Origin of the sequence: Sneathiella sp., from assembly GCF_036844445.1 — a bacterium.
Taxonomy (GTDB): domain Bacteria; phylum Pseudomonadota; class Alphaproteobacteria; order Sneathiellales; family Sneathiellaceae; genus Sneathiella.
The window spans coordinates 115,929-135,993 of the sequence record NZ_DAIUFV010000003.1 but is presented as its reverse complement, the minus strand read 5'-3'; the positions used below and the strand labels follow the sequence as shown (position 1 = coordinate 135,993).

General features: G+C 62.5%; 17 protein-coding genes. 10 read left to right on the top strand and 7 right to left on the bottom strand.

Going from position 1 to position 20,065, the window contains the following annotated elements:
* Positions 1-75 precede the first annotated feature (75 nt).
* Both V7Z56_RS07340 and V7Z56_RS07335 read left to right on the top strand, forming a co-directional pair.
* Complete coding sequence (locus tag V7Z56_RS07340) at positions 76-591, top strand: TRAP transporter small permease subunit (protein WP_334128726.1); 516 nt, start codon at positions 76-78, stop codon at positions 589-591.
* Positions 588-2,156, top strand: a complete 1,569-nt coding sequence (locus V7Z56_RS07335) for a TRAP transporter large permease (RefSeq protein ID WP_334128725.1) — start codon at positions 588-590, stop codon at positions 2,154-2,156. The genes V7Z56_RS07340 and V7Z56_RS07335 overlap by 4 nt, the downstream gene beginning before the upstream one ends.
* A gap of 54 nt (positions 2,157-2,210) precedes the next feature.
* On the opposite strand, the gene V7Z56_RS07330 is transcribed toward V7Z56_RS07335, so the two are convergent.
* From V7Z56_RS07330 to recO, 4 genes are all read right to left on the bottom strand, one after another.
* The gene (locus V7Z56_RS07330; protein WP_334128724.1) at positions 2,211-2,807 is read right to left on the bottom strand and encodes a biotin transporter BioY; all 597 of its coding nucleotides are present in this window, start codon (positions 2,805-2,807) and stop codon (positions 2,211-2,213) included.
* Positions 2,808-2,915: 108 nt separating this feature from the next.
* Complete coding sequence (locus V7Z56_RS07325; RefSeq protein ID WP_334128723.1) at positions 2,916-4,535, bottom strand: AMP-binding protein; 1,620 nt, start codon at positions 4,533-4,535, stop codon at positions 2,916-2,918.
* 18 nt (positions 4,536-4,553) lie between these two features.
* On the bottom strand, positions 4,554-6,782 hold the full coding sequence (gene parC, locus V7Z56_RS07320; protein ID WP_334128722.1) for a DNA topoisomerase IV subunit A: 2,229 nt from the start codon (positions 6,780-6,782) through the stop codon (positions 4,554-4,556).
* A gap of 297 nt (positions 6,783-7,079) precedes the next feature.
* Entirely contained in the window at positions 7,080-7,856 is a 777-nt protein-coding gene (gene recO / locus V7Z56_RS07315) for a DNA repair protein RecO (protein WP_334128721.1), read from the bottom strand.
* Positions 7,857-7,965: 109 nt separating this feature from the next.
* Here recO and V7Z56_RS07310 point away from each other — a divergent pair, with 109 nt between their 5' ends.
* Entirely contained in the window at positions 7,966-8,283 is a 318-nt protein-coding gene (locus V7Z56_RS07310; protein ID WP_334128720.1) for a hypothetical protein, read from the top strand.
* A 336-nt stretch (positions 8,284-8,619) separates the two neighbouring features.
* Here the strand turns inward: V7Z56_RS07310 and gatB are convergent, their stop codons facing one another.
* From gatB to gatC, 3 genes are read right to left on the bottom strand one after another with little or no spacing between them, the layout of a single operon-like run.
* Positions 8,620-10,074, bottom strand: coding sequence for an Asp-tRNA(Asn)/Glu-tRNA(Gln) amidotransferase subunit GatB (gatB, locus tag V7Z56_RS07305; protein WP_334128719.1), 1,455 nt, complete (start codon positions 10,072-10,074; stop codon positions 8,620-8,622).
* A gap of 2 nt (positions 10,075-10,076) precedes the next feature.
* Positions 10,077-11,555, bottom strand: a complete 1,479-nt coding sequence (gene gatA / locus V7Z56_RS07300; RefSeq protein WP_334128718.1) for an Asp-tRNA(Asn)/Glu-tRNA(Gln) amidotransferase subunit GatA — start codon at positions 11,553-11,555, stop codon at positions 10,077-10,079.
* Positions 11,555-11,842, bottom strand: a complete 288-nt coding sequence (gene gatC, locus V7Z56_RS07295; protein WP_334128717.1) for an Asp-tRNA(Asn)/Glu-tRNA(Gln) amidotransferase subunit GatC — start codon at positions 11,840-11,842, stop codon at positions 11,555-11,557. The genes gatA and gatC overlap by 1 nt, the downstream gene beginning before the upstream one ends.
* A gap of 105 nt (positions 11,843-11,947) precedes the next feature.
* Between gatC and ruvX the strand changes: the two genes are divergently transcribed.
* The 7 genes from ruvX to topA all read left to right on the top strand — a co-directional run bounded on the left by ruvX (position 11,948) and on the right by topA (position 20,062).
* The gene (ruvX, locus tag V7Z56_RS07290; RefSeq protein WP_334128716.1) at positions 11,948-12,406 is read left to right on the top strand and encodes a Holliday junction resolvase RuvX; all 459 of its coding nucleotides are present in this window, start codon (positions 11,948-11,950) and stop codon (positions 12,404-12,406) included.
* Positions 12,407-12,474: 68 nt separating this feature from the next.
* Positions 12,475-13,419 (top strand): aspartate carbamoyltransferase catalytic subunit, encoded by a 945-nt coding sequence (locus tag V7Z56_RS07285; RefSeq protein ID WP_334128715.1) that lies wholly within the window; start codon positions 12,475-12,477, stop codon positions 13,417-13,419.
* Entirely contained in the window at positions 13,419-14,711 is a 1,293-nt protein-coding gene (pyrC, locus tag V7Z56_RS07280) for a dihydroorotase (protein ID WP_334128714.1), read from the top strand. The genes V7Z56_RS07285 and pyrC overlap by 1 nt, the downstream gene beginning before the upstream one ends.
* Before the next feature lie 15 nt (positions 14,712-14,726).
* A complete protein-coding gene (gene plsY / locus V7Z56_RS07275) occupies positions 14,727-15,380 on the top strand; it encodes a glycerol-3-phosphate 1-O-acyltransferase PlsY (RefSeq protein ID WP_334128713.1) in 654 nt (217 codons plus the stop codon).
* 59 nt (positions 15,381-15,439) lie between these two features.
* Positions 15,440-16,120: a hypothetical protein gene (locus V7Z56_RS07270; protein WP_334128712.1), complete on the top strand. Its 681-nt coding sequence runs from the start codon at positions 15,440-15,442 to the stop codon at positions 16,118-16,120.
* Positions 16,121-16,210: 90 nt separating this feature from the next.
* Entirely contained in the window at positions 16,211-17,332 is a 1,122-nt protein-coding gene (dprA, locus tag V7Z56_RS07265) for a DNA-processing protein DprA (RefSeq protein ID WP_334129053.1), read from the top strand.
* A gap of 69 nt (positions 17,333-17,401) precedes the next feature.
* Positions 17,402-20,062, top strand: a complete 2,661-nt coding sequence (gene topA / locus V7Z56_RS07260) for a type I DNA topoisomerase (protein ID WP_334128711.1) — start codon at positions 17,402-17,404, stop codon at positions 20,060-20,062.
* The last annotated feature ends 3 nt before the right edge of the window (positions 20,063-20,065 follow it).

The following is a 20,065-nucleotide window of genomic DNA, read 5'->3' as shown; positions in this document are numbered from 1 at the left end:
GAAATCTCCCCTATAAATCAACACTCACAGCGCGCCCTTCTGCCGGCCGCGAAGATCACTGTTGAAAGTAAATCCGTGCCCTTTCTCATCTCGCTCAGCCGTTCCATCGATTGCTTCAGCGCCGTCATCGGAAAATATGTCAGCTGGCTCGCGCTTTTCATGGTGCTGGCGCAGTTCGCGATGGTGATCGCCCGCTATGTCTACGGGCTCGGGCTGATCGCGCTGCAGGAGAGCGTGATTTACAGCTTCGCGCTCCTGTTCATGCTGGGTGCGGCCGAGACGCTGCGCCGTGATGGCCATGTCCGCATCGACATCATCTATGATCGGCTCAGTCCGCGCGGGCGGGCGTGGATCGATCTCGCAGGTCATCTCTTCGTCCTCATCCCCGTCTGTATCGCCATCCTGCTCCTGAGCTATGCCTATGTCGCCGGGTCATGGAGCATACTGGAAGGCTCGCGCGAGAGCACGGGGTTGCCCTTCCTCTTCCTCTTGAAGTCGCTGCTGATCGTCTTCCCGGTGCTGATGATCCTGCAGAGCCTCTCGAACGCGATCAAGGCGGCGGTGCAGCTTCGCGCGAGCGGAGCGCAATGAGCATGGCCGGCCCCCTCACTTTCGCGCTTTTCCTCCTCACCGTTATCAGCCTGATGGCCGGGTTTTCGGTAGCCTTCACGCTCGCGGGCGTCGGTTTCTTCATGGCCGGCATGGGTTGGTATGTCGGGGCCTTCGATCTCTCGCTGCTCGGCGCCATCCCCTCGCGCATCTTCGGCACCGCCATGTGGAGCGAGACGATGGTGGCTGTGCCGCTTTTCGTCTTTATGGGGCTGATGCTGGAGAAATCCCGCGTCGCGGAGGAGCTGCTGAATTCCATGGGGCGGCTCTTTGGGGGCCTTCGCGGCGGGCTCGGCATCTCTGTTTTTGTTGTCGGCGCGCTGCTGGCCGCCTCGACGGGCGTGGTCGGCGCCTCGGTCGTAACCATGGGGCTGATGGCGCTGCCGGTGATGCTGAAGACGGGCTATGATGCGCGCTTTGCGACGGGGGCGATCTGCGCGTCCGGCACGCTCGGCCAGATCATCCCGCCTTCGATCGCGCTGATCATCCTCGCCGAGCAGATTTCCAACGCGCATGTGAGCGCGCAGTCGCAGCTCGGCAACTGGTCGCCCACCCCGATTTCCGTCGGCGATTTTTTTGCGGGCGCACTGCTGCCGGGAATGGTGCTGGTCGCGCTTTATGTCCTCTACCAGATAATCATCGCCTGGCGGCGGCCAGAGAGCGCACCGCCCGTTCGCGGCATTGATGGCGAGGTCGGGACCGGAATTGCGCCCGCCGCGCTCCTGCGCGCGCTGCTGCCGCCGGTCGGGCTCATCGTCGCGGTGCTGGGCTCGATCCTGATCGGCATCGCGACGCCCGGCGAAGCGGCGGCGGTCGGCGGGGTCGGCGCGCTGATGCTGGCCGCGGGGCGCGAGAGGGGGCGCTTTTCCGCCCTGATCCCGGCGGCGATTGTGGCGCTCCTCGCGCTCCTGCTGCTTGCCAATGTCACCGATCTTACAGGCGTCGCGAGCGGTGAGATCGGTGCGGCTGCACTCCTCTCCTTCCTGCTCCTTGCCATTATTCTGGCCGGCGTCGGCCTTGGTCTCCTCCGGCTTGGGCGGAGTGGCATCCTGAAGGCGGTCGCGGTCGCGACCATGGAGATGACGGCAATGATCTTCGTCATCCTGATCGGCGCAACGATCTTCAGCCTCGCCTTTCGCGGGCTCGGCGGCGATGATCTCGTGCATGAGTTTTTGAGCGATCTGCCGGGCGGCCATATCAGCGCGCTCCTTGTCGTGATGACGGTAATCTTCCTGCTCGGCTTCTTCCTCGATTTCGTCGAGATCACCTTCGTCGTCGTGCCCGTCGTCGCGCCCGTGCTGCTGCTGATGCAGATCGACCCGATCTGGCTCGGCATCATGATTGCGATGAATTTGCAGACCTCGTTCCTGACGCCGCCCTTCGGCTTTGCGCTCTTTTACCTGAAGGGCGTCGCGCCGGCCGGCATCACCACGGCCATCATCTATCGCGGCGTCATCCCCTTCGTGGCGCTGCAGCTTCTGATGCTGCTGATCCTCTCGCTTTTCCCCTCCCTCGCCACCTGGCTGCCGTGGGTGATCAGCGGATAAAAAAAGGGCGGGAGATGATATCTCCCGCCCTTGTGTCTGTTCGTCGCGCGTGGGTTACCCGCGGAACTTCTCGACCAGCTTCCAGGCCATCGGCAGAACCGCCACCGCGAGGGCGATCTTGACGATGCCGCCGGTGATGAACGGATAGAGACCAGAGACCAGCGCCGCCTCAAAACCGATGATGTTGGCGAGCCAGGAAATACCGCCGATAAAGAGGACTACGTGGCCAAGCGTCATGGCAATCGTGCTTTTCAGGATCGAGCGATCCCAGCCCTTTTCAACCATGAAGCCGACCAGCGCCGCTGCGGCGACGAAGCCATAGATGTAACCGGCGGTCGGACCGACGAGACCGGCAGCGGCAACACCACCGGAGAAGACCGGCAGGCCCATTGCACCCTGTGCGACATAGAGAGCAACCGTTGCCCCGCCAAGACGCCAGCCATAAGCCGCGCCGATCAGCGTAACGGCAAAGGTCTGCATGGTCATCGGAACCGGCCACATCGGAACGGCAAGCTGCGCGGAGACCGCCAGGATAAAGGTGCCGACGAGGGCGAGAATCGTTGCGCGAAACGCTTTTTCCAGCCGTGACGTTTGTGCATCAACGGACCACAAAGCGCCTGCCAGAGTGGAGGAAGTCCTGTTAGAAGCCATTCTTGGTTCCTTTCATTATACGCCCTAACGGGGCTCGGATATGAACTGCCGGCGACGTTACCAAACACTCGTTTGATATTCAAGACGCAAAGTCGGAAGCAGTTTCCGTTATCTGGATTTTTTCTTGAACTTTCGGAAGTCATAGGCGCCCGGCTGCTGGCGCGGATCGACATCCGCGCCGAAGATCCGCGTCTTCTGGATCTTCTGCGTGCCGGTGGTCGGCAGATCATCAAGAAAAATGATCCAGCCTGGCGTCTTGAAATAGGCAAGCCGCCCGTTGGCATGGCTGAACAGCGCCTCCGCCGTCTCCGTTGAGGCCGCGCAGCCGTCCATCAGGACGATGCAGGCCATCACCTCCTCCTCGCGCACCTCATCGGGGGCGGCGATGACGGCGACCTTCGCCACATCGTCATGCGCCTGCAGCACCGCCTCGACCTCGGCGGCGGCGATATTCTCGCCCGAGCGGCGGATGATATTCTTCTTGCGATCAACGAAATAGAGCAGGCCGCTCTCATCCTGGCGCACGGTGTCGCCGGTATGGAACCAGCCGCCCTTCCATGCTTCCTCGGTCGCCGCCTCATTCTTCAGATAGCCCGCGAAGAAGCCGCGCCGCGGATCGTCACCCTTGCAGCGGACCAGCATCTCGCCCTCGGTCCCTGCCGGCACGTCGCGGTCCTGCTCATCGACGACGCGCGCTTCCAGCTCGCCCGCCGGCCGGCCGAAGGCGCGGGTGTGGATCTGGCGCGGCTCGAAATTGTTGCAGATCAGCCGGCCCGTCTCCGTCATCCCCCAGACTTCGACGAGCGGAAAGCCGTAGCGTTCCTCGAACACGCCATGCAGCTCCGGCTCGACGCCCGCGCCAAGGCCGAAGCGCACCTGATGCGCCCGCTCATAGTCGTTTTTCGGTTGGTTCAGCAGCATCGGCGGGACAACGCCGAGATAATGAATGATGGTTGCGCGGGTCTCCACCACTTCCTGCCACCAGGTCGTCGGATGGAAGCGGTCCGGGATAATCTGGCAGCCACCCGAGAGCAGCATGCACATGAAGGAGACCGTGCCTGCATTCATATGAAAGAGCGGCAGCGGGTTATAGATGCGATCCGTCCCCGTCTCGATGGTAAGCGCCCCGCCATAATCGAGATAGCACTGCCCGGCGGTGAGGTAATAATCGTTGGTGAGGATGCAGGCCTTCGGCCGCCCCGTGGTGCCCGATGTGTAAAGCAGGCTGACCTCGCTGAGGAGGCCCGGGGCGCCAGCCTTCGGCGCGGGGCCAGGGGCTGCGGGAAGCGGGCCGCCGAATGTCTCATAGACCTCGACCGGCAGCGGCTTTTTTGCGGCGCGTGCGACCGCCTCGATATCCGTCAATCTCTCCCTGATGGTGATGACGAGATCGGTCTCGGAATGATCCATCTGATAGAGCATCTCGTCATGCAGGTAATCGGGATTGATCGGCACAGCGGAAATGCCAAGGGCATTTGCGGCAATCAGATGCAGGAAATATTCCGGCCTGTTTTCAAGGAGATAGGCGATGCGGTGGCCATGGCCGAAGCCGGCCGCCTGATAGACAGCCTTGATCCGTTCAACCTCGGCCGCGGCCTCCGCGTAGGTGAACTCGATCCCCTCCGGATGATAGCTCCGCTTGGCATAGGCCGGGGCACAAAGAAACGCGTTGGTGGGGAACCTCGCCGCTGTCCTGCAAAATGCGTCGTATACAGTTACAGTGGCCATATTTCCCCTCCATTACAATCAGCTGAATTTATTGTGCCGGTTGAAGCCGCGCGGCGGCAGCCGTCCGGCATTGCCCCGCTTGGTGTACCAGCCCGTCAGATCGGTTTCCGTGCGCGTCCGCTCGCCCGATTTCCAGGTGAGCCCGTCCGCCCGGTTGAACGTCTTGATATCGGCAAGCCCGCCGTCCTTGTAGCGTTGCAGCGTGACCCCCCGTCCGCGTGCCATCTCGCCGATTTCCTCGACCGCGAAGCAGTTGAGGCGGCGGTTCTCGCCGATCACCGCGACGCTGTCGCCCTCCACCTCGACGCAGAACGCCGCCTCGACATCGCCCGAGACGTTGAGCACCTGCCGCCCGTTGCGGGTCTGCGCGATCACGCTGTTTTCATCGACGATGAAGCCGCGTCCGTCGTTACTCGCGATCAGCAGCTTACGATCCGGCTTGTGGACGAACAGCGCAACAATATCCTGATCATTGCCAAGATCGATCATCAGGCGAACCGGCTCGCCCGCGCCGCGCCCGCGCGGCAGCTTATCGCAGCCGATGGTGTAAAACCGGCCGTTGGTCGCGAACAGCAGCAGCTTGTCGGTCGTCTCCGCGCGTATCCAGAAGCGGCCGCGGTCGCCGTCCTTGTATTTCTCCGCGCCGTTTTCCTCGACATGGCCCTTCAGCGCCCGCACCCAGCCCTTTTCGGAGCAGATCACGGTGATCGGCTCTTTCTCGATCATAGCTTCCAGCGGAATTTCCGGGATCTCTGTCGCCTCGCCGATACGGGTGCGGCGATTGGCGATCTCCGGCAGGGCGGCGAGGGTTTTCTTCATCTCACGAAGCTCGCCCGCAATCGCCTCGCGCCTGAGATCCTCGCTTTCCAGCAGCGCCTCCAGCTCCGCCTTCTCGGCACTCAGGCGGTCATGTTCGGCGCGCAGCTCCATCTCTTCAAGCCGGCGCAACGAGCGCAGCCGCATATTGAGAATCGCCTCGGCCTGATTCTCGGTGAGATGGAAGGTCTCCATCAGCTTTTGGCGCGGATGATCCTCCTCGCGGATGATGCGGATCACCTCATCGAGATTGAGATAGACGATGAGATAGCCGTCCAGCACCTCTAGCCGCGCCCCGATCTTGCCAAGACGGTTATTCGAGCGGCGGATCAACACCTCGAAACGATGATCGAGGAAGGCCTGCAGCACCTCGCGGAGGCTCATCACCCGCGGCGTCTGGCTGGCATCCAGCACGTTCATATTGAGCGAGAAGCGGGTCTCCAGATCGCTGAGGCGGAACAGCCCCTGCATCAGCATTTCGGCGTCGACATTCTTGCTGCGCGGCTCCAGCACGAGGCGGATATCCTCTGCCGATTCGTCACGTACATCAGCGAGGAAGGGCAGTTTCCGTGTCTGGATCAGCTCCGCAAGGCGTTCAATCAGCTTGCTTTTCTGCACCTGGTAGGGGATTTCGGTGACCACGATCTGCCACGTGCCGCGGCCGAGATCCTCAACCTCCCAGCGGGCCCGGAGGCGGAAGCTGCCGCGCCCGGTGAGATAAGCCTCGCGGATGTTTTCCGTCTTTTCAACAAGCTCGCCGCCGGTCGGGAAATCGGGGCCGGGAATATATTCCATCAGCTTGTCGATCCCGGCGTTCGGGAACTTCAGCAGGTGCAAAAGCGCGTTCACCAGCTCAACCGCGTTATGCGGCGGAATGGACGTCGCCATGCCGACGGCAATGCCGGCCGAGCCGTTGGCGAGCAGGTTCGGAAACGCCGCCGGCAGCACCACCGGCTCATGATCCTCGCCGTCATAGGTCGGGCGAAAATCGACGGTATCCTGATCGATATCGCGCAGCAGCATTTCGGCGACCACCGTGAGGCGCGCCTCCGTATATCGCATCGCCGCGGCGTTATCGCCGTCGATATTGCCGAAGTTGCCCTGCCCTTCCACCAGCGTGTAGCGCTGCGCGAACTCCTGCGCGAGGCGAACGAGCGCGTCATAGACCGACTGGTCGCCATGCGGGTGATACTTACCGATCACATCGCCGACGACGCGGGCGCATTTCTTGAAGCCGGAATTGGGATCCAGTTTCAACTGCCGCATGGCGTAGAGAAGGCGCCGGTGGACCGGCTTCAACCCGTCGCGGACATCGGGCAGCGATCGGGACATGATGGTGGACATCGCATAGGCGAGATAGCGCTCGCTGATGGCGTCCTTGAGCGAGGTCGGGACGATCTCGCCGGGGGTAACTGGGGAATGTTCACTCATGCGCCCTATATACCATTACATTCCGCTTTGGGGAGTGGAAAAATCATTGAGCCACCCTTGCGCACCTGCAAATCCTGCACCCGTTCACCCTCTTTTACCGGGCAGAACGCGGTTTTCCGCTGCCCCGGCGTTCCTTGCGGGCGCCCGCCCGCCATATCGCCACCATCCCGGCAATTAAGATATATTCAGTTCTATTTATCCGGTTTCGGCTCTCCTGTCTATCGTGAAGCTGCGGCAAAATGCGCCCGCACCTCCCCGCGCGGTCTCCCGCTGATAGATTGAGGGCTTTTGCGGCCTTTAAGGGGCATTCTCGCCATATTTCCGGGCGAGCGCCGCCATCATCCGCCCGCGCGCCGCAAGCTGCGCCTTCGGGTGGTGTCCGGCCATGAATTTTTCAAGGAAATATCCGGTCAGCCGGAGCGCCGAGAGAAAATCCGCCTCGCTGATCTCATCCGGCGGCAATGCCTCCGCCGCCTCCGGCCCTAAAGCGGCCCGGCGCAGAAAGGCGGGCAGCGGCAGCAGCCGGTCGTGATAGGGCCGCCCCGCCTCCCGGCTCACCGCGCGGCCCGATTTCGGCGAGACATAGACAAGATCCGCCGTCGCGCCCGTCACGACGCAGTGGCTGAGATCGAGACCGTAGCCGATTTCATGCAGCAGCCCGAGCTCCCAGCGGGCGAGCAAAAGCGGCCAATGTTCCGGCGCGTCGCCGAGCGCATCGAGCAGCAGCCCCGTCGCCTCGAAAAGCGCGGGATGCGCCTCCCCCTCGGGCAGTACGATATCGAGGAGCGAGAGCGCCGTGCTCGCCGCGATGAGCGCATCACCCGCCTCGAACAACAGCCCGGCGCGGGTTTTTTCGGCCTCGACCGTGAAGCTGCCAAGATGCTCCGCGAGCCGACCGCGCCAACTCAGTCGCAACTCGTTTCCCGGCTGCAAAATGCCGCGCAGCCGCCGCCCGACGCCGCCTCGGACGAGCCCGGCCGCGCGCCCGTGATCGCGGGTAAAGGCATGAATAATCACGCTGTTTTCGCCGTGCTTGCGCAGGCTGACGAGTATTCCGCTGTCGATCCACTGCATCCGTTGAGCCTAGCAGATCGCCCGCCCATCCCGAACAAAAATCGCCGCAACGGCGCTCACAGCCGCCCCTGCCGGCGCGTCAGTCTGGCTAAACATAAGGACAGACCGAATGCCCCTTGAAGCCCACATCGCCCTCATCAGCACAATCGAGAACCGCAACCTGAAATATCAGGCGCTGGAGGCCGATGGCCTGACCTGGATCACGGCGCCGCCGCCCTTTCTGCCCGCATTCCGCTATTACCGCTGCCGCTGCACCGGCCCGACCTCGGGATACCAGATCCCGCTCAAATACGACGGGCTGATCTGCCGCATCGACGTGACCGCCTGGGGCCTCACCTGCCGCAAGTCGACCCCGACGCATCATGATATGGAAATCATCCAGATCACCAGCCACGCGCCATACCGGCTGGAGATCGTTCTTCTCTGACTGCAAGCCATTGTTATACAACGAAAACATGAAATGCAAAAACATTGATCAGGATCAATGCTGCACATGCGAGAAGCCGGCATGAAGGCGCGAATTTAAGCCCGCACCACCAATATGCAGGAGATCAACATGCAAAAGCGCGAAAATAAATCCCGCCAGCCGAAGACGAGCAAGCTCCGCGAAGCCGCCTATATCTTTGCCTTTCCGACCTTTATGCTGCTCTGGGCAGTAAAGTCATATATGTGAAACGGAGATGATCCTTAAGGTCCGGTCATAAAAAACGCGGTGCGGCATCCCCTACCACACCGCGCTCCGCAGAACCAGTAATATCAAGCCTCAGCCGTTCAGCTTGGCTTTCAGAACGTCCGTGACGACCCCGGGGTTAGCCTTGCCCTGCGTTTCCTTCATCACCTGCCCCATGAAGAAGCCGAAGAGCTTGTCCTTGCCGGAGCGGTATTCGGCAACCTTGTCGGGGTTGGCGGCAATCACGGCATCGATGGCCGCCTCGATGGCGCCGCTGTCAGAGACCTGCTTCAGCCCCTTCTCCTCAACGATGGCCTTGGCCGCCTTGCCGGTCTCGAACATCTCCTCGAAGACCTCCTTGGCGATACGGTTGGAGATGGTTCCGTCCTTGATGAGGTCAATCAGCTCCCCGAGCGCCGCGGCGCCGACCGGGCTCTCGGCAAGATCCTTGCCGGTGCGGTTGAGCTGGCCGAACAGCTCCCCGATCACCCAGTTGGCGGCGAGCTTGGCATCGCGTCCCGCGGCCACAGCCTCGAAGTAATCGGCAACCTCCTTTTCGGCGACCAGCACGCCCGCGTCATAGGCGGAAAGGCCGAGCTCGTTGATGAAGCGGGCCTTTTTATCGTCCGGCAACTCCGGCAGCTCGGCCCGGATCCGCTCGATGAACGCATCGTCAAATTCGAGCGGCAACAGGTCCGGGTCCGGGAAGTAGCGATAGTCATGCGCCTCTTCCTTCGAGCGCATGGAGCGCGTCTCGCCCTTGTCCGGATCGTAGAGCCGCGTCTCCTGATCGACCGTGCCGCCCGATTCCAGAATATCGACCTGGCGGTTGGCCTCATAGATGATCGCTTGCTGCATGAAGCGGATGGAGTTGATATTCTTCATCTCGCAGCGCGTGCCATAGCCCTCGCCGATGCGGCGGACCGAGACGTTGACATCGGCGCGCATCGAGCCCTCTTCCATATTGCCGTCGCAGGTGCCGAGATAGCGCAGAATGCTGCGAAGCTTCTTGACATAAGCCGCCGCCTCTTCAGGCGAGCGCATGTCAGGCTCGGAGACAATCTCCATCAGCGGCACGCCGGAACGGTTGAGATCGACGAAGGTCTGGTTCGGGTGCTGGTCATGCAGGCTCTTGCCGGCGTCCTGCTCAAGATGCAGGCGGGTGATGCCGATCTCGCGCGTCTCGCCGTTCTTGAGATCGATGGTGATCACGCCCTTGCCGACGATCGGCTGCAGATACTGGCTGATCTGATAGCCCTGCGGCAGATCGGCATAGAAATAATTCTTCCGATCGAACACCGAATATTTGTTGATCTGGGCTTTGAGGCCGAGGCCCGTGCGCACCGCCTGCTCCACCGCGTGTCCGTTGATAACCGGCAGCATGCCCGGCATCGCCGCGTCGATGAAGGAGACCTGGCTGTTGGGCGCCGCGCCATAGGCCGCGGAGGCACCGGAGAAGAGCTTCGATGCGGTGGTCACCTGCGCGTGGACTTCAAGACCGATCACAACTTCCCAGTCGCCGGTCGCGCCTTCGATAATCATACCCATTGTTACCCCCTCCACCAGTCGGCGGGCTTTGCGGTGAAGGCGGCGGCCTCCTCCAGCACGCCCGAGACGCGAAACATGGTTTCCTCATCAAACGGACGGCCGATCACCTGCAGGCCAAGCGGCAACCCGTCCTTCGACAAACCGGCCGGCAGCGAAAGGCCGGGCAGGCCGGCAAGGCTCGCCGGGACGGTGAAAACATCGTTAAGATACATCTCGAGCGGATCGTCTCCCTTCTCGCCGAAGCCGAAGGCGGCCGAGGGCGCAGTCGGGGTCAGGATCGCATCGACGTTTTTGAAAGCGGCGCGGAAATCCTCGGCAATGCGCGCGCGGACCTTCTGCGCCTTCAGGTAATAGGCATCATAATAGCCCGCCGACAGGGCATAGGTGCCAATCAGCAGGCGGCGCTTCACTTCATCACCGAAGCCTTCGCCGCGCGTCCTCGCATACATGTCGTTGAGATCCGATCCCTCGACGCGAAGGCCATAACGCACGCCGTCATAGCGCGCGAGGTTGCTGGATGCTTCCGCGGGCGCGATGATGTAATAGACCGGCAGCGCATATTTCGTGTGCGGCAGGCTGATGTCGACAATTTCCGCGCCGGCCGCTTTCAGCCAGTCAATGCCCTGCTGCCAGAGCGCGTCGATCTCGGCGTTGATGCCCTCCAACCGGTATTCCTTCGGAATGCCGATCTTAAGGCCACGGATATCGCCGGTCAGCGCCGCTTCGAAATTCGGCACCGGCAGATCGACGCTGGTGCTGTCTTTCGGGTCAAACCCGGCCATCGCTTCGAGCATAATCGCGCAGTCGCGCACGGTGCGCGCCATCGGTCCCGCCTGATCGAGGCTGGAAGCAAAGGCGATGACGCCCCAGCGCGAGCAGCGGCCGTAGGTCGGCTTGGCGCCGGTGATGCCGGTGAAGGCGGCGGGCTGGCGGATCGAGCCGCCGGTATCAGTGCCGGTTGCGCCCATCGCGGTAAAGGCCGCGACCGCCGCAGCCGAGCCGCCGGAGGAGCCGCCCGGCACCAAAGCCGCGTTATCGCTCTGGCGTCGCCACGGGTTCACCACATTGCCGTAAAAGCTCGTCTCGTTGGAGGAGCCCATGGCAAACTCGTCAAGATTGGTCTTGCCAAGCAGCACCGCCCCTTCGCGCCAGAGGTTCGCGGTGACCGTGCTCTCATAGGGCGGCATGAAGCCATCGAGAATATGCGAGGCGGCGGTCGTCAGCACACCCTTGGTGCAGAACAGGTCCTTGATGGCGAGCGGGATGCCGTCGAGCTTGCCGGCCTCACCCTTGGCGCGGCGCGCGTCCGACGCGGTCGCCTGCTCCACCGCCTGCTCCGGCGTCTCAGTAATATAGGCGTTGAGCGATTTGGCAGCGCTCATTGCGGTGATATGGGCGGCAGCAAGCTCGCGCGCCGAGATATCGCCTTTGGCCAGCCCGTCACGGGCGGCGGCGATGGTCAGTCTGGTCAGATCCGTCATTATTCGATCACTTTCGGCACGCCGAAATAGCCGTCCTCGCCGCTTGGCGCATTGGCGACAATGTCCTCAACATAGCCGCCGTCGGAGACCACATCCTCGCGCCAGCGCAGGCGCATCTCGGCAACCGACGTCATTGGCTCGACATTCTCGGTATCGACCTCGGCAAGCTGTTCAACCCAGCCCAGGATATTGTTCAGTTCGGCCGCCATCGGTTCGAGGTCATCTTCCTCGATCCTGATGCGGGCCAGATTGGCGACTTTCGCCACCGTGGCTTTATCAAGCGACATCTGTCACCCTTTGCTGTATTAGAAGCTGTCCGGAGGGTCGGCCCGGCAGAACCAATCCTTAAAAACTGGCGCCAAACCGACAGTGGCTGCAAACTAGCGTATGCGATGCTCCTCGACAACCCCACCCATCTGAAACATCTGCTGCCCCGCGACAAACGCCTGCTCGGGATGGATCCGGGCACGAAAACCATCGGCCTTGCCATTTCCGACACCGCGCTCAAGGTCAGCACGCCCCTTATGACAATCCAGCGGACAAAATTCAAGGCGGATGCGGCGGAAATCGCACGAATTGTCGAGGAATGGAACATCGGCGGTTTCGTCATCGGCCTGCCGATCAATATGGACGGCAGCGAGGGGCCGCGCTGCCAGTCGATTCGCCAGTTCCAGAAGAACCTCGAGGCGCTGTTCGACCTGCCGATGTATTTTCAGGACGAGCGTCTCTCCACCGTCGCGGTGACGCGGACGATGCTGGAAGCGGACGCCTCGCGGGCGAAACGGGCGAAAGCCGTCGATAAAATGGCCGCTGCCTTCATCCTGCAGGGCGCGCTGGACGCGATGCGCTAAGGTTGCGCGCAAAAATATCATCTTGCGCTTGCCGCTCCTCGCCAAGCTGGCTATACAGTTGACTTTTAATGACAACATCCGATCTCAAAAAATTTGCCCATCGGCATCTTCTCGATATCGCGCGGCTCAGCGCCGACGATATTCGCGAAATATTATCCCTCGCCGAACATTACGCAAAGCTCTCGCGCACGGCGGATAAAAACCGCGATCTCCTCCGCGGCAAGACGCAGATCAATCTTTTCTACGAGAATTCGACGCGCACCCGCACCTCGTTCGAGCTGGCCGGCAAGCGGCTTGGCGCCGATGTTATCAACATGGCGGTTGATTCGTCCTCGGTCAAAAAAGGCGAGACGCTGATCGACACCGCGATGACCCTGAACGCCATGCACCCCGATGTGCTGGTCATCCGCCACGGCGATTCGGGCGCGCCGCATCTTCTTGCGCAGAAAGTCGACTGCGCCGTCATCAACGCCGGCGACGGCAGCCATGAGCATCCGACGCAGGCGCTGCTCGATGCGCTGACCATCCGCCGCCGCAAGGGCCGGCTGGAAGGGCTGATCGTCGCCATCTGCGGCGATATCCTGCACAGCCGCGTCGCCCGTTCCAACATTGCGCTGCTCAACATCATGGGCGCGCGGGTCCGCATCGTCGGGCCGACGACGCTGATCCCCTCCAACGCGGAGAAGATGGGCGTCGAGGTGTACAACAGAATGTCAGACGGGCTGAAAGATGCCGATATCGTTATGATGCTGCGGCTGCAGACGGAGCGGATGCAGGGCTCCTTCGTCCCCTCGATCCGCGAATATTTCCATTTCTACGGGCTGAATGCGGAAAAGCTCAGCGTGGCGAAGCCGGATGCGCTGATCATGCACCCCGGCCCGATGAACCGCGGCGTCGAGATCGACAGCGAAACCGCCGATGATCTCAACAACAGCGCCATTTCCGAGCAGGTGGAGATGGGCGTTGCAGTACGCATGGCCTGTCTCGATCTCCTGACGCGGGGGGCAGACTGATGGCGACACCTCCTCTTGCGCTCCTTAACGCCCGCCTGCTCGATCCCGCGACAGAGACAGATACCCGGGGCGGCGTGCTGATCGACAAGGGCAAAATCCTCGATTGGGGCGGGCATATCAAATCGGGTAATATTCCGGACGGCGCAACGGTTGAGGAGTGCGGCGGGCTCTGCCTCTCGCCCGGCCTTATCGATGCGCATGCCTATCTTTGCGAGCCCGGCAAGGAACACCGTGAGACGATGGAAAGTGCCGGGATGGCGGCCGCGGCCGGCGGGGTCACCACCATCAACGCCATGCCCGCGACCGAACCGGTTATTGATGATCCGGCAATTGTCGAGATGGTGCTGCGGCGGGCGAAGGCGCGCTCAGCCGTCAATGTCGTGGTGACGGCGGCGCTCACCAAGGGCCTTGCGGGGCGCGAGATGGCCGAGTTTGGCCTCCTTGCCGATGCCGGCGCGGTCGCCTTCAGCGACGGGCAGTTCGCCATTGGCGACATCAACCTGATGCGCCGCGCGCTCGCCTATGCAAGCATGTTTGATCGCCCGCTGATCGTCCATGCGGAAGACCCGGGCCTTGCGTCGGGCGGCGTCATGACAGGCGGGCGCACCGCGACCTTCATGGGTCTTAAATCCATCCCGGCCTGCGCCGAGGCGATCCTCGTCGAGCGCGATATTCGGCTTGTCAAAATGACCGGCGGGCGCTGGCACGCGGCGCATCTCAGCACCCGCGATGCGCTCGACACCATGCGCCGGGCGAAGGACGAAGGCCTCAACGTCACCGCCGGCACCGCGCCGCATTACCATGCGCTGAATGATCTTGAACTTGGCGAATACCGCACTTTTGCGCGCGTCTCCCCGCCCCTTCGCGAGGAGGAGGAACGCCGCGCTGTGGTCGAGGCGATCCGCGACGGGACGATCGATGTCATCTCCTCGCAGCATCTGCCGCAGAGCGCCGACAGCAAGCGCGTGCCCTTTGCGCAGGCGAAACCCGGCGTCATCGGGCTTGAAACCATGCTGCCGGTCAGCCTTCGCCTCTATCATAATGGCGATGTCAGCCTCCTCCGCCTGCTGCACATCATGACGGTCGCGCCGGCGAAGCTGCTCGGGCTCGATGCGGGGGCGCTCAAAAAAGGCGCGGCGGCCGATCTCATCCTTTTCGATACCGAAGCCCCCTGGCAGGTGAAGGGCGAGGAGCTACTCTCCAAATCGAAAAACACCGCCTTTGACGGCCATCTGCTGCAAGGCCGGGTCATGCGCACCCTCGTCGGCGGCAAGACGGTCTTTCAGCGATGAGCAGGGGGGCGCGCGATGCCTGAACCGCTTGGCGATCTCAGCTTCACCTGGCCGTTTTTCGCGGCGGCAATCATCGGCTATCTCATCGGTTCCATCCCGTTCGGGCTGCTGCTCACCAAAATGGCCGGGCTTGGCGATGTGCGGAAAATTGGCTCGGGCAATATCGGTGCGACCAACGTGCTTCGGACGGGCCGCAAGGGCCTCGCGCTCGCGACGCTCCTTCTCGATGGCGGTAAGGGTGCGCTCGTCGTGCTGCTCGCCAACTATTTTCTCACGCAGGATTATGCCGTGCTCGCGGGCGGCGCGGCGTTTATCGGCCATCTCTTCCCCATCTGGCTGAAGTTCAAGGGCGGCAAGGGCGTCGCCACCTTCCTTGGCGTTATGCTCGCGATCAGCTGGCCGGCCGGGCTTGCCGCCGCCCTCACCTGGCTGCTGACGGCGCTGATCTTCCGCTTCTCGTCCCTTGCCGCGCTGGTGAGTGCGGCGCTCGCCCCGCTCTATCTCCATTTTCTCTCCTTCGCGCCGCTTGGGGAGACATATTACGGCGATATGCAGCGGATCGAGCTTGCGATCTTTATGGCGGTGCTGATCTTCATCCGCCACCGGGAAAATATCGCGAGGCTGCTGCGGGGTGCCGAACCGCGCATCGGGGCCGCCAAAAAATCCTGATCACAACGCATTCGCTTCCGCCGTTTAACTGCGAGAGCTAACCGGAGCGGAAGCGCCAGATGAGTGTCTTTCCCTTGCGCATCGAGTGCGATATCGCGCGCCTGCAGCGGCTGCAACAGGCCGCGCGCGCCGCGTATGCCGCGCGCGCCCGGGCCTCCCGGGCCGAGATGACACGGCAGCGGGCGGCGTTCTGCGCGGCCTATCTTGCGGGCGAGCAGGCGGCGATTGACGCGGCGCGGGCGCGCCAGATGGCCGCGTCCGGGGCGACGGATCAACCTCAGCCTCAGCCCGCCCCGCCAGTTGAGCCGGACAAGGGGCCCAAGATGCCAAAGGACAAAGCGTTCCATCTTCGCCGCAAACTTGCGAGATTTCACCGCCGCACCCGGTCCGCCGCCGGAAACGCGCCCGCGCCCTCCCCCGCGCCTGCACCGAGCCCCGGGCCGCCCCCGCCCACTGCGCCCGCGCCGGAGCTGGAACCGCTCCTCCTCGGCGAGGCGGAGGAGGAGGCGCGGCTGCTCGCCGATATCGACGCGGTTGCGGAACTTCTCCGCCAGCGCGCGGCAGTTCAGAGCGACGCGGAAATGGTGACTGCCGAGGCCAATGAGACAGATCCTCCGCCCGCCGCGGATGAAGCGGTCCTCGATGAGGACGAGGTGAACGCAGTAAAGACGCCCGAAGCGCCGCCGCGACGGCGCTTTTCGCTCCGCGGTCTCTTCGATGTCAAACCGCGCTTTCGCTGAGAGGGAGCCGCGGCGGCGGCAATAAATAGGTGTAGTATTAACTATAAAATTCAATTGACGCGCCATGAAACTTCCTGTTTCCTTCGCTGCATGGAGCAGACGCGCGCAATTTCCCGCAGCGAACGGCTGGATTGGCTACGGCTGATCCGCTCCGAAAATGTCGGCCCGATGACTTTTTACCAGCTCGTGGGGCGCTTCGGGACGGCGGCAAAAGCCCTTGACGCGCTGCCCGAGCTTGCGCGCCGGGGCGGCAGCAAGAGAGCGATCCGCGTCTTTCCCGCCTCCGCCGCCGAACGCGAGATGGCGGCGCTCGAAAAATTTGGCGGGCGGATGATCGCCGCGATCGAGCCCGACTATCCGAAGCCGCTTCGCGCCATTGCCGATCCGCCGCCAATCCTCTCGGTTCTCGGCCATGCCGACCTGCTGAACCGCGACACCCTTGCCATCGTCGGTGCGCGCAACGCCTCGGCGGCGGCGATCCGTCTCACGCGGCAGATTGCCGGCGAGCTTTCAAGGGGCGGCCTCATCATCGCCTCGGGCCTTGCGCGCGGCATCGACACGGCCGCGCATGACGCCGCGCTCGACGGGGGCACCATCGCCGTGGTCGGCGGCGGTATTGACTATATTTACCCCAAGGAAAATGAGGCCCTCTATGCGGAGATTGCCGCGCGCGGCTGCATCATCGCCGAGCAGCCCTTCGCGACCGTGCCGCAGGCGCGCCATTTCCCGCGCCGCAACCGGCTGATCTCAGGCCTTGCCCTCGGCGTGCTGGTGGCCGAAGCCTCGCCCCGCTCCGGATCGCTGATTACCGCGCGCATGGCGCTTGACCAGGGACGCGAGGTGTTCGCAATCCCCGGCTCCCCGCTCGATCCGCGCGCCCGCGGCACCAACGGGCTGATCCGCGCCGGCGCCAACCTGATCGAAGATGCCGATGAAATTTTTGAAGCGCTCGCGGCCTTGCGCCGCCGTCCGCTTGGCGAGCCTGATCGCCCGCTCCTCCCGCTCTTCTCGCCGGAACTTGCCTCCGAGGCGGAACTCGATGCCGCGCGACCTGAAATCATTGATCTTCTCGGCGCTGCACCCATCGAAATTGACGAGATTATCCGTCAGAGCGGGCAGTCGCCCGCCCTCGTCCTGACGATTTTACTTGAACTGGAGCTGGCAGGCAGAATAGAACGCCATTTTGGGAATAGGGTTTCCATCGCCCTCTAGCGTGTCTATATAACACGGGATGTGAGCTAGCCGATCCCGAAAAATGAAAAGGAAGCCTCCGGTAGTGATATGAACGTAGTCGTTGTTGAATCCCCCGCAAAAGCCAAGACGATCAACAAATATCTGGGCAAGGATTTTATTGTCCTTGCTTCCTACGGGCATATCCGCGACCTGCCATCGAAGGACGGCTCTGTCGAACCGGATCGCGATTTCGCCATGCATTACCAGAATGATGCGAAGTCCGCGAAACATATCAAGGCCATTGCCGATGCGCTCGACGGCGCGGAAAATCTCTATCTCGCGACCGACCCGGACCGCGAGGGGGAAGCCATCGCCTGGCATGTGCTGAAGGTGATGGAGGAGAAGAAGAAGCTGAAAGGCGCGAAGGTGAGCCGCGTCGTCTTCAACGAGATTACCAAGCGCGCCGTTCTCGAAGGCATCGCCAATCCGCGCGAGCTCGACATGAATCTCGTGAACGCGCAGCAGGCGCGCCGCGCGCTTGACTATCTCGTCGGCTTCACCCTCTCGCCGGTCCTTTGGCGGAAGCTGCCGGGCGCGAAGTCGGCGGGCCGGGTACAATCGGTTGCGCTCCGTCTCATCTGCGAACGCGAGCTTGAGATCGAGGCATTCAAGGCAGAAGAATACTGGACCATCGACGCCGACTTCCTGACCGACAAGAAAGACAGCATCACGGCCCGCCTCATCCAGTATGAGGGGAAGAAACTCGATAAATTCGCCTTCCCGAACGCGGCGACGGCAACGACGGCGGCCGACAAGGTGCGCGCCGGCACGTTCCATATTGCCGAGGTCACGCAAAAGCCGGCGAAGCGCAACCCCGCGCCGCCCTTCACCACATCGACCTTGCAGCAGGAAGCCTCCCGCAAGCTCGGCTTCGGCGCCAAGCGGACGATGATGGTCGCGCAGAAACTCTATGAGGGCTTCAATCTCGGCGGCGAGACGCAAGGCCTGATCACCTACATGCGAACCGACGGCGTCAGCCTCGCCATGGAAGCAGTGAACAGCGCCCGAGGCGTGATCGAAAAAGAATATGGCGCGGACTTCCTCCCCGAAAAGCCGCGACTTTATAAATCGAAATCAAAGAATGCGCAGGAAGCCCATGAGGCGATCCGCCCGACCGATCTTTCGCGGACGCCCGCGATGGTCGCAAAATATCTCGATCAGGAACATCTGCGCCTTTATGAGCTGATCTGGACGCGCACCATCGCGAGCCAGATGGCGAGCGCCGTGCTTGAGCGCACGACCATTGATTTCAGCGACGGCGCAGGCCAGATCCTGCGCGCGACGGGGAGCGTTGTCCGCTTTCCGGGCTTCCTCAAGCTCTATGAGGAGGGGCGCGATGATAAATCGGGCGAGGATGAGGACGGCAGGCGCCTGCCCCCCGTCACTTCGGGCGAGAAGGTGGAAACCGCCGATGTGCGCGCCGATCAGCATTTCACCGAGCCGCCGCCGCGCTATTCGGAAGCAAGCCTCGTGAAAAAGCTCGAAGAGCTTGGCATCGGCCGGCCGTCGACTTACGCCTCGATCATCTCGGTGCTGCAGGAGCGCGACTATGTGCGCATCGAGCAGAAACGCTTTATCCCCGAGGATAAGGGACAGCTCGTCACCGCCTTTCTCGCCTCTTTCTTCACGCGCTATGTAGAATATGATTTCACGGCGCAGCTTGAAGAAAAGCTCGACGACATCACGGCCGCCAAAATTGACTGGAAGCAGGTATTGCGCGATTTCTGGTTTGATTTCAATACGCTGGTGGAAGGCACGGCGGAGCTTCGCGTCGCGGACGTGCTTGAGGAGCTGAACCGCGTCCTCGCCCCGCATATCTTCCCCGAGACGGAGGACGGCAAGGATCCGCGCGCCTGCCCGAAATGTGACGGCGGGCGTCTCAGCCTGAAGACCGGCCGCTTCGGCGCCTTTATCGGCTGCTCCAACTATCCCGACTGCCGCTTCACCCGCAAACTCGGCGACGGCGCCGAGGAGGCGGATGCAAGCGCCGATGAGGGGCCGAAGGAGCTGGGTCAGGATCCCGAGACCGGCCTGATGATCACGCTTCGAAGCGGCCCTTACGGCCCCTACCTCCAGCTTGGCGAGGCGGAGCCGAAGAAAAAGCCGAAGCGCGTCTCGATCCCGAAGGATATCCCGATCGAGGATCTCGATTTCGACCTTGCCGTGCAGCTGATCGGCCTGCCGCGCGAGATCGGCCCGCATCCCGAAAGCGGCGCAATGATCACCGCCGGGCTTGGCCGCTATGGTCCCTATGTCGAGTGCGATCGGAAATACGGCAAGTTGCCGAGCAGCATGGAAGTGCTGACCGTCGGCATGAACCGCGCGGTCGAGCTGCTGGCTGAAGCCAAGGGCCGGAGCGGCGCGAGCCGCGGCACCTCGGCGCTTCGTGTTGTTGGGGCGCATCCGGCCGATGAGGCGGATATCCTGGTAAAAGACGGACGCTACGGCGCCTATGTCACCCACGGCGGCATCAACGCGACGATCCCGAAGGGCTCTGATCCGATGACGATCACGCTCGATGAAGCGGTCACCCTGCTTGCCGAGCGCGCCGAGAAGGGCGGCAAGAAGCCGAAGCTCGCAAAAAAGACGGGCGCGGCAAAGGCGAAACCCGCGGCGAAAGCTCCCGCCAAGGCCAAGGCTAAGCCTGCGGCAAAGGCGAAAACGCCGGCAAAAAAGTCATCCGCCAAGAAATCAGCGGCGGCGGAATAACCG

What these genes read in the sequence shown, in the direction of transcription:
- V7Z56_RS07335 (WP_334128725.1), top strand. Translation starts at nt 588, where the DNA reads ATGAGCATGGCCGGCCCCCTCACTTTCGCGCTTTTCCTCCTCACCGTT.
- V7Z56_RS07330 (WP_334128724.1), bottom strand. Translation starts at nt 2,807, where the DNA reads ATGGCTTCTAACAGGACTTCCTCCACTCTGGCAGGCGCTTTGTGGTCC.
- V7Z56_RS07325 (WP_334128723.1), bottom strand. Translation starts at nt 4,535, where the DNA reads ATGGCCACTGTAACTGTATACGACGCATTTTGCAGGACAGCGGCGAGG.
- parC (WP_334128722.1), bottom strand. Translation starts at nt 6,782, where the DNA reads ATGAGTGAACATTCCCCAGTTACCCCCGGCGAGATCGTCCCGACCTCG.
- recO (WP_334128721.1), bottom strand. Translation starts at nt 7,856, where the DNA reads ATGCAGTGGATCGACAGCGGAATACTCGTCAGCCTGCGCAAGCACGGC.
- V7Z56_RS07310 (WP_334128720.1), top strand. Translation starts at nt 7,966, where the DNA reads ATGCCCCTTGAAGCCCACATCGCCCTCATCAGCACAATCGAGAACCGC.
- gatB (WP_334128719.1), bottom strand. Translation starts at nt 10,074, where the DNA reads ATGGGTATGATTATCGAAGGCGCGACCGGCGACTGGGAAGTTGTGATC.
- gatA (WP_334128718.1), bottom strand. Translation starts at nt 11,555, where the DNA reads ATGACGGATCTGACCAGACTGACCATCGCCGCCGCCCGTGACGGGCTG.
- gatC (WP_334128717.1), bottom strand. Translation starts at nt 11,842, where the DNA reads ATGTCGCTTGATAAAGCCACGGTGGCGAAAGTCGCCAATCTGGCCCGC.
- ruvX (WP_334128716.1), top strand. Translation starts at nt 11,948, where the DNA reads ATGCTCCTCGACAACCCCACCCATCTGAAACATCTGCTGCCCCGCGAC.
- V7Z56_RS07285 (WP_334128715.1), top strand. Translation starts at nt 12,475, where the DNA reads ATGACAACATCCGATCTCAAAAAATTTGCCCATCGGCATCTTCTCGAT.
- pyrC (WP_334128714.1), top strand. Translation starts at nt 13,419, where the DNA reads ATGGCGACACCTCCTCTTGCGCTCCTTAACGCCCGCCTGCTCGATCCC.
- plsY (WP_334128713.1), top strand. Translation starts at nt 14,727, where the DNA reads ATGCCTGAACCGCTTGGCGATCTCAGCTTCACCTGGCCGTTTTTCGCG.
- V7Z56_RS07270 (WP_334128712.1), top strand. Translation starts at nt 15,440, where the DNA reads ATGAGTGTCTTTCCCTTGCGCATCGAGTGCGATATCGCGCGCCTGCAG.
- dprA (WP_334129053.1), top strand. Translation starts at nt 16,211, where the DNA reads ATGGAGCAGACGCGCGCAATTTCCCGCAGCGAACGGCTGGATTGGCTA.
- topA (WP_334128711.1), top strand. Translation starts at nt 17,402, where the DNA reads ATGAACGTAGTCGTTGTTGAATCCCCCGCAAAAGCCAAGACGATCAAC.